General features: G+C 72.4%; 17 protein-coding genes. 9 read left to right on the top strand and 8 right to left on the bottom strand.

Features of this window, described 5'->3' with window-relative positions:
• Window positions 1-93 precede the first annotated feature (93 nt).
• Complete coding sequence (gene dnaE / locus IO30_RS0130695; RefSeq protein WP_031148363.1) at window positions 94-3,636, bottom strand: DNA polymerase III subunit alpha; 3,543 nt, start codon at window positions 3,634-3,636, stop codon at window positions 94-96.
• Between the two features lie 191 nt (window positions 3,637-3,827).
• On the opposite strand from dnaE, the gene IO30_RS0130700 reads away from it, so the two are divergent.
• The 5 genes from IO30_RS0130700 to IO30_RS0130720 all read left to right on the top strand — a co-directional run bounded on the left by IO30_RS0130700 (window position 3,828) and on the right by IO30_RS0130720 (window position 9,746).
• Window positions 3,828-5,153, top strand: a complete 1,326-nt coding sequence (locus IO30_RS0130700) for a DUF2252 domain-containing protein (protein WP_031148365.1) — start codon at window positions 3,828-3,830, stop codon at window positions 5,151-5,153.
• Window positions 5,154-5,212: 59 nt separating this feature from the next.
• Window positions 5,213-5,902, top strand: a complete 690-nt coding sequence (locus IO30_RS0130705; RefSeq protein ID WP_031148367.1) for a hypothetical protein — start codon at window positions 5,213-5,215, stop codon at window positions 5,900-5,902.
• A 70-nt stretch (window positions 5,903-5,972) separates the two neighbouring features.
• Entirely contained in the window at window positions 5,973-6,767 is a 795-nt protein-coding gene (locus IO30_RS0130710) for a DsbA family protein (RefSeq protein ID WP_031148368.1), read from the top strand.
• Between the two features lie 131 nt (window positions 6,768-6,898).
• Window positions 6,899-8,560 carry an alkaline phosphatase D family protein gene (locus IO30_RS0130715; RefSeq protein ID WP_031148370.1) on the top strand — a complete coding sequence of 554 codons (1,662 nt, stop codon included), beginning with the start codon at window positions 6,899-6,901 and terminating at the stop codon, window positions 8,558-8,560.
• A 232-nt stretch (window positions 8,561-8,792) separates the two neighbouring features.
• Complete coding sequence (locus IO30_RS0130720) at window positions 8,793-9,746, top strand: zinc metalloprotease (RefSeq protein ID WP_031148371.1); 954 nt, start codon at window positions 8,793-8,795, stop codon at window positions 9,744-9,746.
• 121 nt (window positions 9,747-9,867) lie between these two features.
• Here the strand turns inward: IO30_RS0130720 and IO30_RS0130725 are convergent, their stop codons facing one another.
• Window positions 9,868-10,437: a dienelactone hydrolase family protein gene (locus IO30_RS0130725; protein ID WP_031148373.1), complete on the bottom strand. Its 570-nt coding sequence runs from the start codon at window positions 10,435-10,437 to the stop codon at window positions 9,868-9,870.
• 55 nt (window positions 10,438-10,492) lie between these two features.
• Between IO30_RS0130725 and IO30_RS0130730 the strand changes: the two genes are divergently transcribed.
• Entirely contained in the window at window positions 10,493-11,584 is a 1,092-nt protein-coding gene (locus tag IO30_RS0130730; RefSeq protein ID WP_051859765.1) for a mechanosensitive ion channel family protein, read from the top strand.
• Between the two features lie 78 nt (window positions 11,585-11,662).
• Here the strand turns inward: IO30_RS0130730 and IO30_RS0130735 are convergent, their stop codons facing one another.
• Together IO30_RS0130735 and IO30_RS0130740 are read right to left on the bottom strand one after the other, a co-directional pair.
• Window positions 11,663-13,075 carry a sensor histidine kinase gene (locus IO30_RS0130735; RefSeq protein WP_031148377.1) on the bottom strand — a complete coding sequence of 471 codons (1,413 nt, stop codon included), beginning with the start codon at window positions 13,073-13,075 and terminating at the stop codon, window positions 11,663-11,665.
• A complete protein-coding gene (locus IO30_RS0130740; protein WP_031148379.1) occupies window positions 13,072-13,767 on the bottom strand; it encodes a response regulator transcription factor in 696 nt (231 codons plus the stop codon). Before IO30_RS0130740 ends, IO30_RS0130735 begins: the two co-directional genes overlap by 4 nt.
• A 73-nt stretch (window positions 13,768-13,840) precedes the next feature.
• On the opposite strand from IO30_RS0130740, the gene IO30_RS0130745 reads away from it, so the two are divergent.
• Both IO30_RS0130745 and IO30_RS0130750 read left to right on the top strand, forming a co-directional pair.
• Entirely contained in the window at window positions 13,841-15,028 is a 1,188-nt protein-coding gene (locus IO30_RS0130745; protein WP_031148381.1) for a UDP-N-acetylglucosamine--N-acetylmuramyl-(pentapeptide) pyrophosphoryl-undecaprenol N-acetylglucosamine transferase, read from the top strand.
• On the top strand, window positions 15,025-16,020 hold the full coding sequence (locus tag IO30_RS0130750) for an SDR family NAD(P)-dependent oxidoreductase (RefSeq protein WP_031148383.1): 996 nt from the start codon (window positions 15,025-15,027) through the stop codon (window positions 16,018-16,020). Before IO30_RS0130745 ends, IO30_RS0130750 begins: the two co-directional genes overlap by 4 nt.
• Here the strand turns inward: IO30_RS0130750 and IO30_RS0130755 are convergent.
• A complete protein-coding gene (locus IO30_RS0130755) occupies window positions 16,008-16,562 on the bottom strand; it encodes a TetR/AcrR family transcriptional regulator (protein ID WP_063768476.1) in 555 nt (184 codons plus the stop codon). The genes IO30_RS0130750 and IO30_RS0130755 overlap by 13 nt on opposite strands.
• Window positions 16,563-16,618: 56 nt before the next feature.
• On the opposite strand from IO30_RS0130755, the gene IO30_RS46150 reads away from it, so the two are divergent.
• The gene (locus IO30_RS46150) at window positions 16,619-16,798 is read left to right on the top strand and encodes a hypothetical protein (RefSeq protein WP_167347293.1); all 180 of its coding nucleotides are present in this window, start codon (window positions 16,619-16,621) and stop codon (window positions 16,796-16,798) included.
• Between the two features lie 12 nt (window positions 16,799-16,810).
• Here IO30_RS46150 and IO30_RS0130760 read toward each other — a convergent pair whose 3' ends face one another.
• From IO30_RS0130760 to IO30_RS0130770, 3 genes are all read right to left on the bottom strand, one after another.
• Window positions 16,811-18,400, bottom strand: coding sequence for a Na+/H+ antiporter (locus tag IO30_RS0130760; protein ID WP_031148387.1), 1,590 nt, complete (start codon window positions 18,398-18,400; stop codon window positions 16,811-16,813).
• Between the two features lie 275 nt (window positions 18,401-18,675).
• A complete protein-coding gene (locus tag IO30_RS0130765; protein WP_037895690.1) occupies window positions 18,676-19,155 on the bottom strand; it encodes a GNAT family N-acetyltransferase in 480 nt (159 codons plus the stop codon).
• The gene (locus IO30_RS0130770) at window positions 19,152-20,093 is read right to left on the bottom strand and encodes an RluA family pseudouridine synthase (RefSeq protein WP_031148391.1); all 942 of its coding nucleotides are present in this window, start codon (window positions 20,091-20,093) and stop codon (window positions 19,152-19,154) included. The genes IO30_RS0130765 and IO30_RS0130770 overlap by 4 nt, the downstream gene beginning before the upstream one ends.
• Window positions 20,094-20,119: the final 26 nt, after the last annotated feature.

Raw genomic sequence — 20,119 nt, forward strand, 5'->3', positions numbered from 1 at the left:
CCGACACGTACGGAAGGGCCTGCCCGGCTGCCGGGCAGGCCCTTCCGTACGTCCGTACGCGCATGCCCGCGGGGGCGGGCGTGCGGGCGGGTGCTACCCGGCCAGGCAGGACGGGCCGAGCAGCACCTTCAGGTCGCCGAAGAGCGCCGGGTCGGGCTGTACGCGGTGCCGGTCCAGGCGCAGCACGGTGGTGGTCCGCGGGCCCTGGAGCTTGATCCGCACCTCGGTGTTGCCCTTGTGGTGGCGCAGGATCTCCCCCAGCCGGGTCACCATCGGCGGGGTGACCTTGACGGTGGGGATGGTGAGGACGACGGGTGCGTTGGTGCCGGCGGAGGAGAGGTCGGGGACCATCATCTCCATGGCGACCAGCCGGGGCACGTCCTCGCGCTTGTCGAGGCGGCCCTTGACGAAGACGACGGTGTCCTCGACCAGCTGGGTGGAGACGAGCTGGTAGGTCGCGGGGAAGAACATGCATTCGATGGAGCCGGCCAGGTCCTCCACGGTGGCGATGGCCCAGGCGTTGCCCTGCTTGGTCATCTTGCGCTGGAGGCCCGAGATGATGCCGCCGATGGTGACGACGGCTCCGTCGGAGTGCTCGCCGCCGGTGAGCTGGGAGATCCCGGCGTCCGTCTTGTCGGACAGCACGTGCTCCAGGCCGAAGAGCGGGTGGTCGGAGACGTAGAGGCCGAGCATCTCGCGCTCCTGGGCGAGCAGGTAGGACTTCTCCCACTCCACGTCGGAGAACTCCACGTCGAGCCCGAAGCCGGGCTCGTCGCTCGCGCCCTCGTCGCCCATGCCGCCGAAGAGGTCGAACTGACCCTCGGCCTCCTTGCGCTTCACTGCGACCACGTTGTCGATCATCGGCTCGTGGTGGGCGACCAGACCCTTGCGGGTGTGGCCCATCTCGTCGAAGGCGCCGGCTTTGATCAGGGACTCGACGGTGCGCTTGTTGCAGACGACGGCCTCGACCTTGTCCAGGAAGTCGGGGAAGGTGGAGTACTTCCCCTTCGCCTTCCTGGTCTTGATGATCGACTCGACGACGTTGCTGCCGACGTTGCGCACGGCGGTGAGGCCGAAGAGGATCACGTCGTCGCCCTGGGCGGCGAAGTTCGGCTCCGACTCGTTCACGTTCGGCGGCAGGACCTTGATCCCCATGCGCCGGCACTCGTTCAGGTAGATCGCGGACTTGTCCTTGTCGTCCTTGACCGAGGTGAGGAGTCCCGCCATGTACTCGGCGGGGAAGTTCGCCTTGAGGTAGGCGGTCCAGTAGGAGACCAGTCCGTACGCGGCCGAGTGGGCCTTGTTGAAGGCGTAGCCGGCGAAGGGGACCAGCACGTCCCACAGGGCCTTGATCGCCTGGTCGCTGAAGCCCTTCTTCTTGGCGCCCTCCTCGAAGATGACGAAGTTCTTCGCCAGCTCCTCGGGCTTCTTCTTGCCCATCACGCGGCGCAGGATGTCGGCCTCGCCGAGCGAGTACCCGGCGATGATCTGGGCGGCCTTCTGCACCTGCTCCTGGTAGACGATCAGGCCGTAGGTGACCGCGAGCACCTCTTCGAGGGGCCCCTCCAGCTCCGGGTGGATCGGGGTGATCTCCTGCTGCTTGTTCTTGCGCAGGGCGTAGTTCGTGTGCGAGTTCATGCCCATCGGGCCCGGCCGGTACAGGGCCGAGACGGCGGAGATGTCCTCGAAGTTGTCGGGCTTCATCAGGCGCAGCAGGGAGCGCATGGGGCCGCCGTCGAACTGGAAGACGCCGAGGGTGTCACCGCGGCCGAGCAGTTCGAAGGTCTTGGGGTCGTCGAGCGGGAGGGCCAGGAGATCGATGTCGATCCCCTTGTTGGCCTTCACCATCTTGACGGCGTCGTCCATGATCGTGAGGTTGCGCAGGCCGAGGAAGTCCATCTTCAGCAGGCCGAGCGACTCGCAGCTCGGGTAGTCCCACTGGGTGATGGTCACCTGGTCCGTGTGGCGCACCCAGACCGGTACGTGGTCGGTGATCGTCTCGCTGGACATGATCACGCCGGCCGCGTGCACGCCCATCTGGCGCACCAGGCCCTCCACACCGCGGGCGGTGTCGATGACCTTCTTCACGTCCGGCTCGTTCTCGTACATCCCCCGGATCTCGCCGGCCTCGCCGTAGCGCGGGTGCGCGGGGTCGAGGATGCCGGAGAGCGGGATGCCCTTGCCGAGCACGTCGGCGGGCATGGCCTTGGTGAGGCGGTCGCCCATCGCGTAGGGGTAGCCCAGGACGCGCGCCGAGTCCTTGATCGCGTTCTTGGCCTTGATGGTGCCGTAGGTGCCGATCATGGCCACCTTGTCCTGGCCGTACTTCTCGGTCACGTACCGGATCACCTCGACGCGCCTGCGCTCGTCGAAGTCGATGTCGACATCGGGCATGGAGACGCGCTCGGGGTTCAGGAAGCGCTCGAAGATCAGGCCGTGGGTGATCGGGTCGAGGTCGGTGATGCCCATGGCGTACGCGACGATCGAGCCGGCCGCGGAGCCTCGGCCGGGGCCCACCGCGATGCCCTGGTTCTTGGCCCACATGATGAAGTCGGCGACCACGAGGAAGTAGCCGGGGAAGCCCATCGAGATGATCGTGTCCATCTCGTACTCGGCCTGCTTCATCCGGTCGTCCGGGATGCCTCCCGGGTAGCGGCGGTGCATGCCGCGCATGGTCTCCTCGCGGAACCAGCTGACCTCGGTGTGGCCGTCCGGGATGTCGAACTTCGGCATCAGGTTCCGGAACTTGAACATGCCCTCGGTGTCGATCTGGTCCGCGACCAGCTTCGTGTTGGCGCAGCCCTCCTGCCAGGCGTCCGAGGAGTCGATGGCGTACATCTCGTCCGTGGACTTCAGGTAGTAGCCGGTGCCGTCGAAGCGGAAGCGGTCCGGGTCCGAGAGGTTCTTGCCGGTCTGGATGCAGAGCAGGGCGTCGTGGGCGCCGGCCTCGCTGGCGTAGGTGTAGTGCGAGTCGTTCGTGACCAGCGGCGGGATGCCGAGCTTCTTGCCGATCTCCAGAAGCCCGTCGCGGACCCGGCGCTCGATCTCGATGCCGTGGTCCATCAGCTCCAGGAAGTAGCGGTCCTTGCCGAAGATGTCCTGGTACTCGGAGGCCGACTTCAGGGCCTCGTCGAACTGGCCGAGGCGCAGCCTGGTCTGGAGCTCTCCGGAGGGGCAGCCGGTGGAGGCGATGAGCCCCTCGGACCACTTGGAGATCGTCTCCTTGTCCATGCGGGGCCACTTCGTGAGCCAGCCCTCGGCGTAGGCGTCGGAGGACAGCCGGAAGAGGTTGTGCAGGCCGGTGGCGTTCGACGCCCAGATCGTCTTGTGGGTGTAACCACCGGAACCGGAGACGTCGTCCCGCTTCTGGTGGGGCTGGCCCCACTGGATGCGCCGCTTGTTGCGCCGGGACTCGGGGGCGACGTACGCCTCGATGCCGATGATCGGCGTGATCCCCGACTTCTGGGCGGTGTGGAAGAAGTCGTAGGCCCCGTGGAGGTTGCCGTGGTCGGACATGGCGATGTGCGTCATGCCCATCTCGTTGCACGCGTTGAACATGTCCTTCAGCCGCGCGGCACCGTCCAGCAGCGAGTACTGGGTGTGGACGTGCAGGTGCGTGAACGGCGGCTTGGTCACGGTGGGAGTCCTCCGGGGGGAGAGAGCGGCGGCAGCTCTGAATCCTACGTCTCCGGGGTGACACATCCGGGGCACCGACCGGTACCTTCATCCGTTGCAGAACCAGATGGGAACGGACACCGGTCCGAGCCCTGCTTGATCAGAACGCGATCGGCAAGCGATCCACCCCGCACCACCAGGAGGCACCGGCCATGGCGGTTCCCGACACCACCGACGAACAGCGCGCCGAGCAGATACTCGATGTCTTCGACACCGCGTTCGGCGAGCTCCTCGCCGCCGACCCCGCCGCCTTCCAGGTCAAATTCCGCAAGATGGCCGCCTCGGCCTTCGCGTTCTACCGCGGCACGGCCTGCCTCTTCTACGCCGACCTGGAGCACGACCGGCACGGCGGCCCGTACCTGGACGAACGGACGGGCCGGGTGTGGATCCACGGCGACCTGCACGCCGAGAACTTCGGCACGTACATGGACGCCAACGGCCGGCTGGTCTTCAACGTCAACGACTTCGACGAGGCCTACGTCGGCCCGTTCACCTGGGACCTCAAGCGGTTCGCCGCCTCCGTCGCCCTGATCGGCTACACCAAGGCGCTCAGCGACGAGCAGATCAGCGAGCTGGTGCGGATCTACGCCGGCGCCTACCGGGAACGGATCCACCGCCTGGCCACCGGCGCCAAGCATGACGAGGTGCCCTCCTTCACCCTGGACACCGCCGAGGGACCGCTGCTGTCGGCCCTGCGCTCGGCCCGGTCCCGCACCCGCTTCTCGCTGCTGGACTCGATGACGGAGATCCGGGAGTACGAGCGCCGCTTCTCCCCGGGCGGCGGCACCCTGGAGCTGGACGCCGCCACCCGGTACAAGGTGCTGGCCGCCTTCGACGGGTACCTGGAGACCCTCCCCGACGAATCGCTGGTCCGCCCGGACTCCTACCGGGTCAAGGACGTGGTGGGCCGCCGCGGCATCGGCATCGGCTCGGCGGGCCTGCCCTCCTACAACATCCTGCTGGAGGGGCACAGCGATGCCCTGGAGAACGACGTCGTGATCTACCTCAAGCAGGCCCAGACCCCGGCGGTGTCCCGGCACATCACCGACCGGGCGGTGCGGGACTACTTCCAGCACGAGGGGCACCGCACGGTGATCTCCCAGCGCGCCCTGCAGGCCCATGCCGACCCGTGGCTGGGCTGGACGGAGCTGGACGGCTCGGGGCAGCTGGTGGCGGAGGTCTCCCCGTACGCGGTGGACCTGGACTGGTCGGACCTGGACGACCCGGAGGAGATCGCCGCCGTGGTCGCCGACCTGGGCCGGGCCACGGCGACCATGCACGGGGCGGCCGACGCGGACGAGAGCGGGCAGACCCTGGTGCCCTTCTCCACCGAGCGGGCCATCGACGCGGCCATCGCGGCCGACGAGGAGGGCTTCGCCGAGCTGCTGGTGGACTTCGCCCACGCGTACGGGGCCCGGGCGCGCGCCGACCACCAGATCTTCGTGGACCTGTTCCGCAACGGCAGGATCATGCCGTAGGTCACACGGTCCGGGACCGAGGTCCCGGTTTCACAGGGACCCGTGGCACACTCGCGGCGATGGACATATCAGGGGCAGGGCTTCGGGGGCTGCGGGCCGCGCTGTTCAGCGCGCTCGTCGTGCTGCTCTCGGCGGGCTCGCACGTCCTGATGTCGCGGGTGCCGCTCCCGGCGACCCTGGTGGCCGGGGCCTTCGTGGCCGTGTTCGTCACCGCCTACGCACTGGCGGGCCGCGAGCGCGGCCTCGGCCCCATCGCCGGGCTGCTCGTGCCGCTGGAGCTGGCCGCCGACACCGTCTTCACCGCCGGACAGCACGTCTGCTACGGCCCCGCGGGCGGCCCGGTCTCCGGTCCGCTGCGCGCGCTGGGCCTGGAGGAGCTGTGCGGGGGCACGCCGGTGGGCGGGCCCCTGGCCGAGGTGGGCGGCCCGGCCGCCGATCCGGTGGCGCTGCTGGCCGCGCCCGGCCCGTGGGCGCCCTGGCTGCTGCTCGGCGCGCACGTCACCGTCGGGCTGCTGGCCTCCGCCTGGCTCGGGTACGGCGAGCGGGCCCTGGGCCAGCTGCTGCGCGCCGTGGCCGCCTGCGCGTTCCGGCCGCTGCTGCTCGCGGCGGCCCAGGTGGCGGTGGCCGCCGGGCCGGTGCGCCGGGTGCTGCGGCCCCTCCTCGCGGGCACGGTGGCCCGTACGCGTTTTCCCGCCCATTCCGTGGGACGGCGGGGACCTCCCGTGTGCGGCGCGCTCAGCGGCGCCTGACGCACGTACGGCAGTCCCCCCCCCTTTTCTTTCTGCATGTCACTGACATGCCACACCCACGGAGATCACGATGAGTGCACGCAACAGCCAGGCGAACAAGGCGGCGGCCCGCGAGCGGCTGCGCGCCGAGCGCGAGAAGCAGGCCAAGCGGGACCGCACCCGCCGCCAGGTGATCGTGGCCGGCGCGGTCGCCGCCGTCCTCGCCCTGGCGGGCGGCGTCGGCTACCTGGTCGTGCAGGCCAACGAGCCCGGCTACTGGGAGAAGGCCGCCGACGCCGCCCTGGTCAAGCCCAAGAACACCGAGGGCGAGGACGGCACCACCGTCGTCCTCGGCAAGGCCGAGGCGAAGAAGACCCTGGAGCTGTACGAGGACTCGCGCTGCCCGGCCTGCGCGGACTTCGAGCAGAAGTCCGGCGAGCAGATCCGCAAGGACGTGGACGCGGGCAAGTACAAGCTCCAGTACGTCGGCGCGACCTTCATCGACAACGCGGTCAAGGGCGAGGGCTCGAAGAACGCCCTGAGCGCGCTGGGCGCGGCGCTGAACGTCAGCCCGGAGGCCTTCCTCGACTTCAAGGCGGCGCTGTACTCGAAGGAGCTGCACCCCGAGGAGACGGTCGACAGCTTCGCCAAGGACGACTACCTCCTGAAGGTCGCGGACACCGTCCCGACGCTCAAGGGGAACGCCGAGTTCAAGAAGGCCGTCGAGGACGGTACGTACGACCGGTGGGCGCTGGAGATGTCGAAGGCCTTCAACAAGTCGGGCGTGACCGGTACCCCGACGCTGAAGATGGACGGCAAGAAGATCGAGACCCCGGACTCCCCGGAGGCCCTCACGGCGGCGATCGACAAGGCCCTCCAGGGCTGATCCCCGGCCAATCCGGGAACGGCTTTCCGGACAAGTGACCGCCAACGGGCGGGCGGACTCCAAGAGTTCGCCCGCCCGTTGCGTTCCCGGGTCTGTCCTCTGAGGTGTACCCGTCAGTAATATGATCGTCCGTGACCAGTCATCTCACCTCTTCGGCGACCCCGGCGACGCCCCGCCGCCGGACCGTCGTCCTCGCCGCTGCGGCCACCGCCGCACTGGCCCCCCTCACCTCGCTCGGCGCCACCGCCGCCCACGCGGCGGGGGCCGCCCCCGCCTTCCTGCACGGCGTCGCCTCCGGCGACCCGCTGCCCGACGGCATCCTGCTGTGGACCAGGGTCACCCCGGTCCCCGAGGCCGTACCCGGTTCGGGCGCGGGCCCCGACACCCAGGTGACCTGGGAGGTGGCCGGGGACAAGGCCTTCTCCCAGGTCGTCGCCCGGGGCTCCGTCACCGCGAGCGCCGCCACCGACCACACGGTCAAGGTGGACGTGCGCGGTCTGCGGCCGCAGACCCCGTACTGGTACCGCTTCACGGCGGGCGCCGCCGTCTCCCCGGCCGGGCGCACCCGGACCACCGCGGACCACGGAACGACCACGGCCGGGGTCCGCTTCGGCGTGGTCTCCTGCGCCAACTGGGAGTCCGGCTGGTTCTCCGCCTACCGGCACCTGGCCGCCCGTGCGGACCTGGACGCGGTCCTGCACCTGGGCGACTACATCTACGAGTACCCCTCGGGCGCGTACCCGGAGGCCAAGTACGTCGTGCGCCCGCACGAGCCGAGACACGAGATCGTCTCGCTCGCCGACTACCGCACCCGGCACGGCCGGTACAAGACGGACGCAGACCTCCAGGCGCTGCACGCCGCGCACCCGGTCGTGGCCATCTGGGACGACCACGAGTTCGCCGATGACTCCTGGGCGGGCGGGGCCGGCAACCACACCCCCGGCGCCGAGGGCGAGTGGGCGGCCCGGGCGGCCGCCGCCAAGCAGGCCTACTTCGAGTGGATGCCCGTACGCGCCTCGACCGCCGGCACGGTCTACCGGCGGCTGCGCTTCGGCACGCTCGCGGACCTGCACCTGCTCGACCTGCGCTCCTTCCGTTCCCAGCAGGTCAAGGTGGGCAGCGGCGCGGTGGACGACCCGGAGCGCACCCTCACCGGGCGGGCCCAGCTGGACTGGCTCAAGGCGGGGCTCGCGGGCTCGGACGCGACCTGGAAGCTGGTCGGCACCTCGGTGATGATCTCGCCGGTGGCCTTCGGCTCCCTGCCCGCGCACCTGCTGGGGCCGCTGACCAAGCTGCTGGGCCTGCCGGAGGGCGGACTCGCGGTCAACGTGGACCAGTGGGACGGCTACACGGACGACCGCAAGGAACTCCTGGGCCACTTGAAGGACCGCAACGTCAAGAACACGGTGTTCCTGACCGGGGACATCCACATGGCCTGGGCCAACGAGGTCCCGGTGCACAAGGCGACGTACCCGGCGTCGGGTGCGGCGGCGACCGAGTTCGTGGTCACCTCGGTGACCTCCGACAACCTCGACGACATCCTGCACGTCCCGGCGGACACCGCCTCGCTGGTCGCCGAGTCGGCCGTCAAGGCCGCCAACTGGCACGTGAAGTGGCTGGACATGGACGCGCACGGCTACGGGGTGCTGGACGTGACGGCCGAGCGCTCGCAGATGGACTACTACGTGGTGTCCGACAAGCGGCGGCAGGACGCCACCTCCGCGTGGGCCCGCTCCTACCGGACCCTGAACGGGACCCAGAAGGTGGAACGGGCCGACCGGCCGGTTTACTGACAGACCGTCAATTTTACGGCACGGAGGGGCCCCTGGTGCAGACCAGGGGCCCCTTCCGCATCAGAAGCAACAAATCTTTAACGTCAGACTCTTGACCTGTACGTGTCATGAACCCATAAGCTTCGCGCCATCCGAAGTGATCTTCGGCCTGAAAGCCCCCACCGAGACCCCACCTCGAGGAGCACACGTGCGCGCCGTCGCCCGCATATCCCCCCTTCTCCGCCGCCGCCTGATGGGCACCGCGGTCCTGGCCGGGACCCTGGCCTTCACCCCGCTCGCCGCCCCCACCACGCTCGCCGCCGCCAAGACCCCCGCCGAGGTGTGCGCCGAGGACTCCGCCGCCGGCGCCGCCGCGAACGCCCGCGTGGCCCGTCCGGAGAACCAGCACGCGGCCGAGCCGAACGAGGTCACCGACTCCCAGGCCCAGGCCATGGACGCCGACCTCAAGTCCAAGCTGGACAAGGCCCTCAAGAACCAGCCGCAGCGCAGCCAGGGCGCGGCCGCGGCCGTCGTGAACATCCCCGTGTACTTCCACGTCGTGCACTCGGGCACCACCGGCAAGCTCTCGGCCACGGACGTCAACAACCAGCTGTCGGTCCTCAACGCGGCCTACGGCGGCCAGGGCACCGGCAACACCAACACGAACTTCCAGTTCAGCCTGGCGTCCACCGACTACACGGACAACGCCTCCTGGTACAACCTGGCCTCCGGCTCCCAGGCCGAGAAGGACATGAAGAACACCCTGCGCAAGGGCGGGCCGGGCGCGCTGAACTTCTACACCGCCAAGCTCTCCGGCGGCCTCCTCGGCTGGGCCACCTTCCCGACCTCCTACGCCTCGGCCCCCAAGATGGACGGCGTGGTCGTCCTGGACAGCTCGCTGCCGGGCGGCTCCGCGGCCAACTACAACGAGGGCGACACCGCGACCCACGAGGTCGGCCACTGGCTGGGGCTCTACCACACCTTCCAGGGCGGCTGTAACGGGAACGGCGACTACGTCTCCGACACCCCGGCCGAGAAGAGCGCCGCGTACGAGTGCCCGACCGGTCGCGACAGCTGCGCCAGCAAGCCGGGCGTGGACCCGATCCGCAACTTCATGGACTACACGTACGACTCCTGCATGTACCAGTTCACCGCCGGCCAGGTGACCCGGATGCAGAACAGCTGGACCGCCTACCGCGCGGGCTGACCCCTCCCCGGGCCGGCCCCGGCCGTACACGGGACCGGCCTTCCGCGGCCACCGGACCACCGGACCGCGGAGGGCCGGTCCCGGCGTCTTCCGCCGGCAGCCGCTTCGGCCGGGCCCGGGATCACAGGCTGTCGAGGAACCCGATCGCGACCTTCCAGGCCTGCTCCGCGGCCTCGGCGTCGTAGTCCTCCAGCCCCGGGTCGGTGAACAGGTGCCCGGCGCCCGGGTAGTTGTGCACCTCCACGTCGGCCCCGGCCCGCTGCATCCTCAGGTACCAGGCGGTCAGCCAGTCGTGCGGCTCGAAGGGGTCCGGGTCGGCGATGTGCAGCTGCACCGGCAGCTCGTCGACCGCGACGCCCTCGTCCAGGTCCGCGGTCCCGTGCAGGAGCAGCAGCCCGCGCGCCTTCTCGTCGGCCAGCGCCAGGTGCTGGGCCACGGACCCGCCGAAGGAGAAGCCCGCGTAGACCAGACCCTGGTCGGAGTGGGGGGCCGAGGCCAGCACCGCGCGCTTGAGCAGCTCGTCACGGCCGATCTCGTCCCGCAGTGCCATGCCCTCCTCGACGGTGTCGAAGGTGCGCCCCTCGAAGAGGTCCGGCACCTGGACCTGGTGCCCGGCCGCGCGCAGCCGGTCGGCCGCCGCGTGCACCGCGGGCCGCAGCCCGTACGTCGAGTGGAAAAGCATGATGTTCATGACTCCATCGTGCCAGTTTCCGAGGGCGCCTTCCGGTTACGTTCACGTCATGGAGATGGAGCCCGTCCTACGCCCCCTGATCGTCATCGGCGGCTCGCTGCTGATCACCCTCGTCGCCGGGTGGCTGCTCGACCTGCTGCTGCGCCGGATCGACACCCGGCACCCGGAGACCCCCCTGTGGGGCCTGCTGAGGCGCTGCCGGGTGCCCTTCCAGCTGCTGCTGTGCACCGGCCTGCTCAGAGGGTCCTACCGGCAGGCGGGCATCCTCCCCGACTACGCGTTCTTCATCGGCCGCACCCTGACCCTGGTGACGATCGCCACCGCGGCCTGGCTGGCCATCCGCATCGCGACGGCCGTGGTCGACGCCTCGTACGCCCGCTACGCCTCCGTGGCCCAGGACCACGCCCGGGTCCGCCGGGTCCGCACCCAGGTCACGCTGATCCAGCGGGTGGTCACGGCGGTGGTCGTCGTGGTGGCGGTCGCCGCGATGCTGCTGACCTTCCCGCCGATGAAGACCTTCGGCGCCTCGATGCTGGCCTCCGCGGGCGTCCTCGGCATCGTGGCGGGCATCGCCGCCCAGTCCTCGCTGGGCAATCTCTTCGCCGGCCTCCAGATCGCCTTCGGCGACACCGTGCGCATCGGCGACACGGTGGTGGTCGACAAGGAGTGGGGCACGGTCGAGGAGATCACCCTGACCTTCCTGACCGTCCGCACCTGGGACGAACGCCGCATCACCATGCCCGTCTCGTACTTCACGAGCAAGCCCTACGAGAACTGGTCGCGCGGCGGCGCGCAGATGACCGGCACCGTCTTCTGGCACCTGGACCACAGCGCACCGGTCGCCCTGATGCGGGAGCACCTCCAGGACCTGCTGAAGGAGATCCCCGAATGGGACGGCCGCGGCGCCGGCCTGGCGGTGACCGACACCACCCCCAACACCGTCCAGATCCGCGCGGTGGTCACGGCGAAGGACGCGGACGACGTGTGGACGGTCCGCTGCGCGGTGCGCGAGCGCATGATCGCCTGGCTGGTGGAGCACCACCCGTACGCCCTGCCGCGGGTCACGACCGCCGAGGCCGCCCCGGGGCCGTCCGGCTCCGCCGCGCCCGGACCCGCGCCCGGGGCGGGCGCCGCCGCCGCCGAGTGAGCGCCCGGCCCCGTCGGCGGGCACCGGCGGCGGGCCCGGGCGGCGGAGCGGGTCAGCGGGGCGGGTCTGCGGGTCGGGTCAGCCGCCGAAGGACAGCCGGAAGAGCGCCCCGCCGCCCGGCGCGGCCTCCGCCACCAGCTCGGCGCCGTGCGCCCGTGCGATCTGCCGGGCCATGGCCAGGCCCAGTCCCGACCCCGGCAGCGCCCGCGCCGCTTCGGCCCGGTAGAAGCGGTCGAACACGTACGGCAGGTCCTGCGCGGCGATCCCCGGGCCATGGTCGCGGACCGTCACCTCGGGTCCCGGGCGTCCCCCGGCGGACGCCGTCAGCTCGACTTCCACCGGGAGTCCCGGCGGGCTGAACTTCGCCGCGTTGTCCAGCAGGTTGCCCAGCAGCCTGCTCAGCCGGGCCGGCACCCCCGGCACCACGGCGGTCGCGCCGCCGCCCTCCGGCAGGTGCACCCGCAGCTCGAACGGCACCCCGGGCCAGTGCGCCCGCGCCGCCCGCACCCCGTGCTCCACCAGGGCGTCCAGCCGGACCTGCTCCACGAGCGGCTGCGGCTCCTCGTCCCGGGCCAGCTCGATCAGGTCGTTCACCAGCCCCGTCACCTCCCGCAGCTGGCGCCCCAGCGCGCCGGACGCCCGCTCGCGCTGCGCCGGGGTCAGCCGGTCGGCCCGTGCGAGCAGCTCCGCATTGGTCCGCAGGGCCGTCAGCGGGGTCCGCAGTTCGTGGGAGGCGTCCGCGACCAGCCGCCGCTGGGCGGTGACGGAGGCCTCCAGTTCCTGGAGCATCGTGTTGAAGCTCCCGGCCAGCCGGGTGATCTCGTCCTCCCGGCCCGGCGGCGGGAGTTCGATGCGGTGCCGGGGGTCCCGGGTCGCGGCGATGCGCTCCGCGGTCGCGGTGAGCCGGGTGACGGGGGCCAGCCCGGTCCGCGAGACCCAGTAGCCGAGCACGGCGGCGAGGAGCACCCCGGCCGCCGCCGTCAGCGCGAGCCACCCGGCGGCCTCCTCGATGCCCTCCTCGACCCGGTCGGCCCGCAGGGCCACCTGGAGCGCCCGCCCGGGGGCGTAGTCGGTGGTGAGCATCCGCGTGGGGTGCCCCGCGAGCACGAAGTTCGTGTAGTACGGGGCCTTCTCGCCCCGGGCGACCAGCCGGGCGGCCGGGTCCACGGGCAGCAGGCCGGGCGTACGGGGATCGTCGGCCGGATCGGCCGGGACCACCTCCGCGCACGCCGGGGCGGCCAGGAAGCGGCACTCCCCGGCCAGCGTGCCGGGCCCCGCCGCCGGATCGCGCTGGGCGGCGAGCCGGGCGGACTGGGTCAGGCTGAGGTCGAGCTGGCGGTAGAGGGCGCCCCGTACGACGACGAAGGCCGCGGCGCACACCCCGAGCGCCACGAGGGCCACGGCGGCCGTGGCCGCCAGGGCCAGCCGGGTGCGCAGGGGTCGCCGCCTGCGCCAGGCGGCCCCGAGCCCCCGTCTGCCGCGCCCGGTCACGCGGTGTCCAGCCGGTAGCCGACCCCGTGCACGGTGTGGACCAGCCGCGGCTCTCCCGCCGCCTCCAGCTTGCGGCGCAGGTAGCCGATGTACACGGCCAGGGAGTTCGAGTCCGGCCCGAAGTCCCGCCCCCACACCAGTTCCAGGATCAGCTCGCGCGGCAGCACCTGGCCGGGGTGGCGCAGGAGCAGCTCCAGCAGCGCGGCCTCGGTCCGGCTGAACTCCAGCGGCCGGCCGCCGCGCCGCCCGGTGCGGGTGACGGGGTCCAGGACCAGGTCGGCGAAGGCCGGAGCGGCGGCGCCCGCGGGTTCGGGCGCGGCCCGCCGCAGCAGCGCCCGTACCCGCGCGACCAGCTCGTCCAGCGCGAACGGCTTGACGAGGTAGTCGTCGGCGCCCGCCTCCAGCCCGTCGACGCGTTCGCTGACCGAGCCGAGCGCCGTCAGGACGAGCACGGGCGTCCGGTCGCCGAGGGCGCGCAGCTGCCGGCACACCCCCAGCCCGTCGAGGACCGGCATCATCACGTCCAGGACGACGGCGTCCGGCTCCCAGGCCGCCACCTCGGACAGGGCGGCCAGCCCGTCCGCGGCGCCCCGCACCTCGTACCCCTCGACGGCGAGACCGTCCTCGACGGCGGCCCGCACCTCGGGCTCGTCGTCCACCACCAGAATCCGATGCCTGCTCAGGGAGCTCATGGCACAAAGCCTGCCAAAGCCGTCTGAGAGAACCTCTTAGAACCTTCTTAGGGCACACCGGGAGTGTGCGGCCATGACCACACGACACACATCCGGGACGCCGCTCTCCGTGGTGATCGGGGCGGGCGGCACCGGTGGCCACATCTATCCGGGACTCGCCCTCGCCGAGGCGCTGCGGGAGGCCGTCCCCGGCGCCGTGGTCTCGTTCATCGGGACCGAACGGGGCCTGGAGACCGAGCTGATACCCGGTGCGGGCTACCGCCTGCACACCGTCGACATGATCCCCTTCGACCCGGCGCTGGGCGCGAAGCGGTACCTGCTGCCCGCCGCGCTGCTGCGTTCGGCGCACCAGGCCCGTTCCGTGATCCGGGCCCAGGGCGCGCACGCCGTCGTCGGCATGGGCGGCTACCCGAGCGCGCCCGCCGTGCTCGGTGCCCGCCTCGCCGGGCTGCCCGCGGTGATCCACGAGTCCAACGCGGTGCCCGGCCGCGCGAACCAGTTCGCGGCCCGGCTCACCCCGCACGTCGCGGTGGCCTTCGACCGCAGCCGCGCCCATCTGACGGGCGGGGCGCGGGCGCTGACCACCGGGATGCCGATCTCGGCGGCCCTCGCCGGGCTCGCGGGCCTGCCCGGACCGGACCGGGCGGCGCTGCGCGCCGAGGCCCGGCGGGCGCTGCGGGTACCGCCCGGGCGGCGCCTGGTGGTGTTCAACGGCGGCAGCCTGGGCGCCCTGCGCCTGACCGGGGCGGCGGCCGCGCTGGCCGGGCTCTGGCAGGGCAGGGACGACGTACAGCTGCTGGTCAAGACGGGTCCGGCGGCGCTGGCGGACACCGAGCGGGAGCTCGCGGCCTCGGGCGGCGGGCGGATCGCGCGGGCCGTGCCGTACCTGGACCGGATGGACCTGGTCTACGCCGCCGCCGACCTGGTGGTGTGCCGGGCCGGCTCGGCGACGGTGGCGGAGCTCGCCGCGACCGGCGTCCCGGCGGTGCTCGTCCCGTACCCCCACGCCCCGGGGGACCACCAGACCCACAACGCCCGGGTGCTGTCCGACGCGGGCGCCGGCCTGCTGCTGCCGGACGCCGAGACCACCGCCGAACGACTCGCCTCGCTCGTCGGCCCGCTGCTGGCCGACCCGGCGCGGCTGGCGGCGATGGCGGGCGCCGCCGACCCCGGCCCGCACGCGCGGGCCGCCGAACTGCTGGCCGCGGAGGTCCTCCGCGTCGCCGGCCTCGTCCCCTCACCCCTTCTGGAGCGCATGTGAACACCTGGACCGACCGCACCGTCCTCGTCACCGGAGCCGAGGGCTTCATCGGCTCGACGCTGGTGGACCTGCTGGTGGCGCGCGGCGCCCGGGTGCGCGCCTTCGTGCACTACAAGCCGTACGCCGAGAAGGGCCACCTGGCGCGCTACCTGGCCGACCCGGACGGGCCGGTCGAGATGTGGGCGGGCGACGTCCGCGACGCGGGCCGGGTCAGCGACGCGGTGGCCGGCTGCGACACCGTCTTCCACCTGGCGGCGCTGATCGGGATCCCGTACAGCTACGCCTCGCCGGGTGCGTACGTGCAGACGAACGTGACCGGCACGCAGAACGTGGCGGAGGCCTGCCGCCGCCACGGTGTGCGCCGTCTGGTGCACACCTCCACCAGCGAGGTGTACGGGACGGCGCTGACGGCCCCGATCGCCGAGAGCCACCCCCTGCAGCCGCAGTCCCCGTACTCGGCGTCGAAGATCGGCGCGGACATGATGGCGCTCTCCTTCCACCACGCCTTCGAGCTGCCGGTGACGGTGGTGCGGCCGTTCAACACCTACGGGCCCCGCCAGTCGGCGCGCGCGGTCGTCCCCACGATCCTGGCGCAGCTGCACGCGGGCGCGGCGCAGATCCGCCTCGGCTCGGTGACGCCGACGCGGGACTTCACGTACGTGACGGACACGGCGGAGGGCTTCCTCGCGGTGGCGGAGTGCGACCGGGCCCTGGGCGAGGTGGTCAACCTCGGTACGGGCGAGGAGATTTCCGTCGGCGACCTGGCGAAGGCCCTGATCACGGCCTCGGGCCGGGACGCCGAGGTGGTCGTGGACCCGTCCCGGCTGCGTCCGGCGGGGAGCGAGGTGCAGCGGCTGCTGTCGGACAATTCCCGCGCCCGCGACTGGGCCGGCTGGCAGCCCCAGGTGTCCCTCACCGAGGGCCTGCGCCGCACCTCGGACTGGGTCGCGGGGAACCTCCACCTCTTCGCGCCGGACCGCTACGCGGTCTGAGCCCGGGCGGGAGCGCAGCCGTAGGGGCCGTGGGGACCGTCAGGTGCGTCGGGTGCGAGCGCGGCCAGGAGCGTTGCCGCGGACTCCTCGGCCAGGTCCTCCGCATACGGCGGCAGCGCGCGCCCGGACCGGAGGTGGCGGCGGACCACGGCCAGCGGCAGGTCGACGAGGGCCAGGGCGACGCGCTCCTGGTCCTCGGGCCCGTTCGCCCCGAGGACCGCGGCGAGGGAGCCCACCGCGCCGAGCACCCGGGCGTTGCCCCGGGCGTTGCCCCGGTCGGCGCGCTCCCGGGGCTCCTCGGACCGGTCGGCGCGGCCGTAGAGCAGGAGCGCGGCCTCGTGCGGGTGGGCCCTGCTCCATGCGATCACGTGCCGGGCAGCCGCCCCGGCGGCCGCCCCGGGCTCGGAGGGGGCCTCGACCAGGGCGAGGTACCCCTCCTGGAACGCCTCCACGGTGCGCAGCCACACCTCGGCGAGCAGCGCCGGCCGCCCCGCGAAGCGGTGGTACACCGAGCCGCTGGGCGCGCCGACGGCCTGGGCCACGAGTTCGCGGTCCTGCCCGTGGATGCGGACCGCACCCTGCTGCGGCGCACCTCGCGATGTCCACGAGCGGCCTGCCCCGTGTCACCTGGCCACTGGTCTGGCGCCCGCTGCACGACGCCTGCCTGGAGGACTCGCTGGACCGCGCCGAGCTCGCCCGTACGGGGCACCGTCGCCCGTCCGGCCCGCTGGTCCCCCTACGTCCGCTTCCTGCGGACCTGGCGGGCCGGGCGAGCTAGTCCGCCGGCCAGCTAGCTGCGCAGGCTGCGGACGTCGAGGTGGCGCAGCACCCGGTCGACGATCTCCGGGTCGGATCCTGCCTCGCTGCGGGCGGCGAGGATCTCGTGGCGGGCGGCCGACATCATCTCGCGCTGGATCCGCTGGATGTCCCGGATCCGTTCCACCCGCTGCGCGTACGCCTCCCGCCGCTCCTCGTCCACCATGTCGGGGCTGATCCGGGCCCCCACGTCGTACGCGCGCCGGTACAGCGTCTCCACCAGGTCCTCCGGCAGGTCCTCCACCTCCTCGATCTCCTTGAGCCGCCGCTTCGCCGCCTTCGCCGCGCGGATCGCCAGCTGCCGCTCGGTCTCCCGTTCCGCGTCCGAGTCGGCCTCCACCCCCAGCCGCCGGACGAGCCACGGCAGGGTCAGGCCCTGGAGCACCAGCGTCGCCATGATCACGGCGAAGGCGATGAAGACGATCTGGTCCCGGGCCGGGAAGGGCTCCCCGCTGTCGGTCCGGAAGGGAATGGCCAGCGCCAGCGCCACCGAGGCCACCCCCCGCATCCCGGCCCACCACATGACGACGCTCTCCCGCCAGCTCAGCGGGATCTCCTCGTCGTAGTCGCGCCGGTTGTGCAGCTTCTTGGCGAGCCAGCCGGCCGGCAGCAGCCACACCAGCCGTACGCCGACCACCACCGCGATCACGATCGCCGCCCACCCGGCCATCTCCCAGGCGCGCCCCTGGGCGGTGCCGAACACGTTGTGGAGCTCCAGCCCGATCAGCCCGAACGCCACGCCGGTGACGAGCACGTCGACGACTTCCCAGAAGGTGTGCCCGGCGAGCCGCCCCAGCACGTCGTCGGCGTCGTTCGCGTACTCGGCCAGGAAGAGCGCGGTCGTCAGCACGGCCAGCACCCCGGAGCCCTGGAGCTCCTCCGCCACCACGTACGACACGAACGGCACCAGCAGCGTCAGCCCGATCTGGAGCGTGGCGTCGCCGAGCCTGCCCATGAGCCGGTTGGCGGCCCAGCCGAGGGCCAGGCCCACGGCCAGCGCGACGACGGCGGACAGGACGAACTCCCCGAGCGCGTCGGGCCAGGAGAAGGTGCCGCTGACGGCGGCGGCGATCGCCACATGGTAGAGCACGATGGCGGTGACGTCGTTGAAGAGCCCCTCGCCCTCCAGGATCGACACCATGCGGCGGGGCAGCCCGAGCGAACCGGCGACGGCGGTGGCCGCGACCGGGTCGGGCGGGGCGACGAGAGCGCCGAGCGCGACGGCCGCGGCGATCGGCAGCCCGGGCACCACGGCGTGCGCGACGGCCGCGACGGCGGCGGTCGTGACGAACACCAGGGCCACGGCCAGCAGCAGGATGGGCCGGAAGTTGGCGGCGAACTGGCGCCAGGAGGTGCGCTGCACGGAGGCGTAGAGCAGCGGCGGCAGCACCAGCGGCAGGATGTACTCGGGCGGGATGTCGACATTGGGGACGGCCGGCACCAGCGCGAGGCCCACCCCGCCGAGGGTCATGAGCACCGGCGCGGGCAGCCCGAGCCGGTCCCCGAGCGGCACGGTCACCACGGCCCCGAGCAACAGCACGAACAGCAGAGCAAGCTGGTCCACTCCCCCACCCTGCCAGGCCGCTGCGCTCGCCCCGGCCGGTGAGCGGCCCGCACCTGCCGTGTCGGGCCCCGGCCCGGACCCCTGCGGCGCCCCGCGCCCGCGCCTCGAACGCCGCCGGGACCGCAAAGGCCCGGCCCAGCCACGCGATTGCGGCGCCGTCGGCGTGCGCGGCGCGAGGGTCCGGGGCGGAGCCCCGCGGTCACCCGGCCCCGCAGGCCTTCGCGGCGCGGGAATCCGGGGGCCGCCCCCCGGCAGACCGCAGGGCTACGGCAGGGCTACGGCAGGAGGCGTCGCATCGAGCGGTGGGGGATGCCCGCGTCCTGGAACTCCGGGCCGTACGCCACGTACCCGAGCCGCTCGTAGAAGCCCAGCGCGTGCGTCTGCGCGCCCAGGTCGACCGCGGCGAGGCCCAGCCGGGCCGCCTCCGCCTCGATCGCGCGGACCAGGGCCACGCCCACGCCCAGTCCGCGCGCGGACTGGGCGACGGCGAGACGGCCCAGCGAGCCGACGCCCTCGGACCCGGTCTTGGCCAGCGCGACGGCCCCGTGAAGCAGCCGTCCGGTGCCCAGCGGCTCCCCGTCCGGCCCCACGGCCAGGACGTGCACCGCGCCCGCGTCGTACGCGTCGTACTCGATCGACTCCGGCACGGACTGCTCGACCACGAACACCTCGGTCCGCACCGCGAAGCAGGCCTTCAGGTCCTCCTCGGAGGCGACGACCCGCACCTCGACCGGCGCGGCGGCCCGCGAGGTCACTCGCTCTCCGCCCGGATCACGTCCAGCGCGTGCTGCAGGTCCGCCGGGTAGGTGCTCTCGAACTCCACCCACTGCCCGTCGGACGGGTGCTCGAAGCCGAGCCGCACGGCGTGCAGCCACTGACGGGTCAGCCCGAGGCGCTTGGCGACCGTCGGGTCGGCGCCGTAGGTCAGGTCGCCGACGCAGGGGTGGCGGTGCGCGGCCATGTGCACGCGGATCTGGTGCGTACGCCCCGTCTCCAGCTTGATGTCCAGCAGCGAGGCGGCGCGGAAGGCCTCGATCAGGTCGTAGTGGGTGACGGAGGCCTTGCCGTCCTGCGTCACCGCCCACTTGTAGTCCGCGCTGGGGTGGCGGCCGATCGGCGCGTCGATCGTGCCGCTCATCGGGTCCGGGTGCCCCTGCACCAGCGCGTGGTAGCGCTTGTCCACGACCCGCTCGCGGAACTGGTTCTTCAGCGAGGTGTACGCCCGCTCCGACTTGGCCACGGCCATCAGGCCGGACGTGCCGACGTCGAGGCGGTGCACGATGCCCTGGCGCTCGGCCGCGCCGGAGGTCGAGATGCGGTACCCGGCCGCGGCGAGGCCACCGATGACGGTGGTGCCGGTCCAGCCGGGGCTCGGGTGGGCGGCGACGCCCACCGGCTTCATGATGACGACGATGTCGTCGTCGTCATGGACGATCTCCATGCCCGGGACGGGCTCGGCGACGACCTCTACCGGCCGCGGCGGCGCGGGCATCTCGACTTCGAGCCAGGCACCGCCGTGCACCCGCTCGGACTTCCCGACGACGCTGCCGTCGACCGCCACCTTCCCCGCGGCCGCGAGTTCGGCCGCCTTCGTCCGGGAAAATCCGAACATACGGGCGATGGCGGCGTCGACGCGCTCGCCCTCGAGGCCATCGGGAACGGGCAGGGTGCGGATCTCGGGAATCGTACTCACCCGTCGAGTATGCAGGACTCGACAGG

The organism is Streptomyces xanthophaeus (assembly GCF_000725805.1).
Classification (GTDB): Bacteria; Actinomycetota; Actinomycetes; order Streptomycetales; family Streptomycetaceae; genus Streptomyces; species Streptomyces xanthophaeus.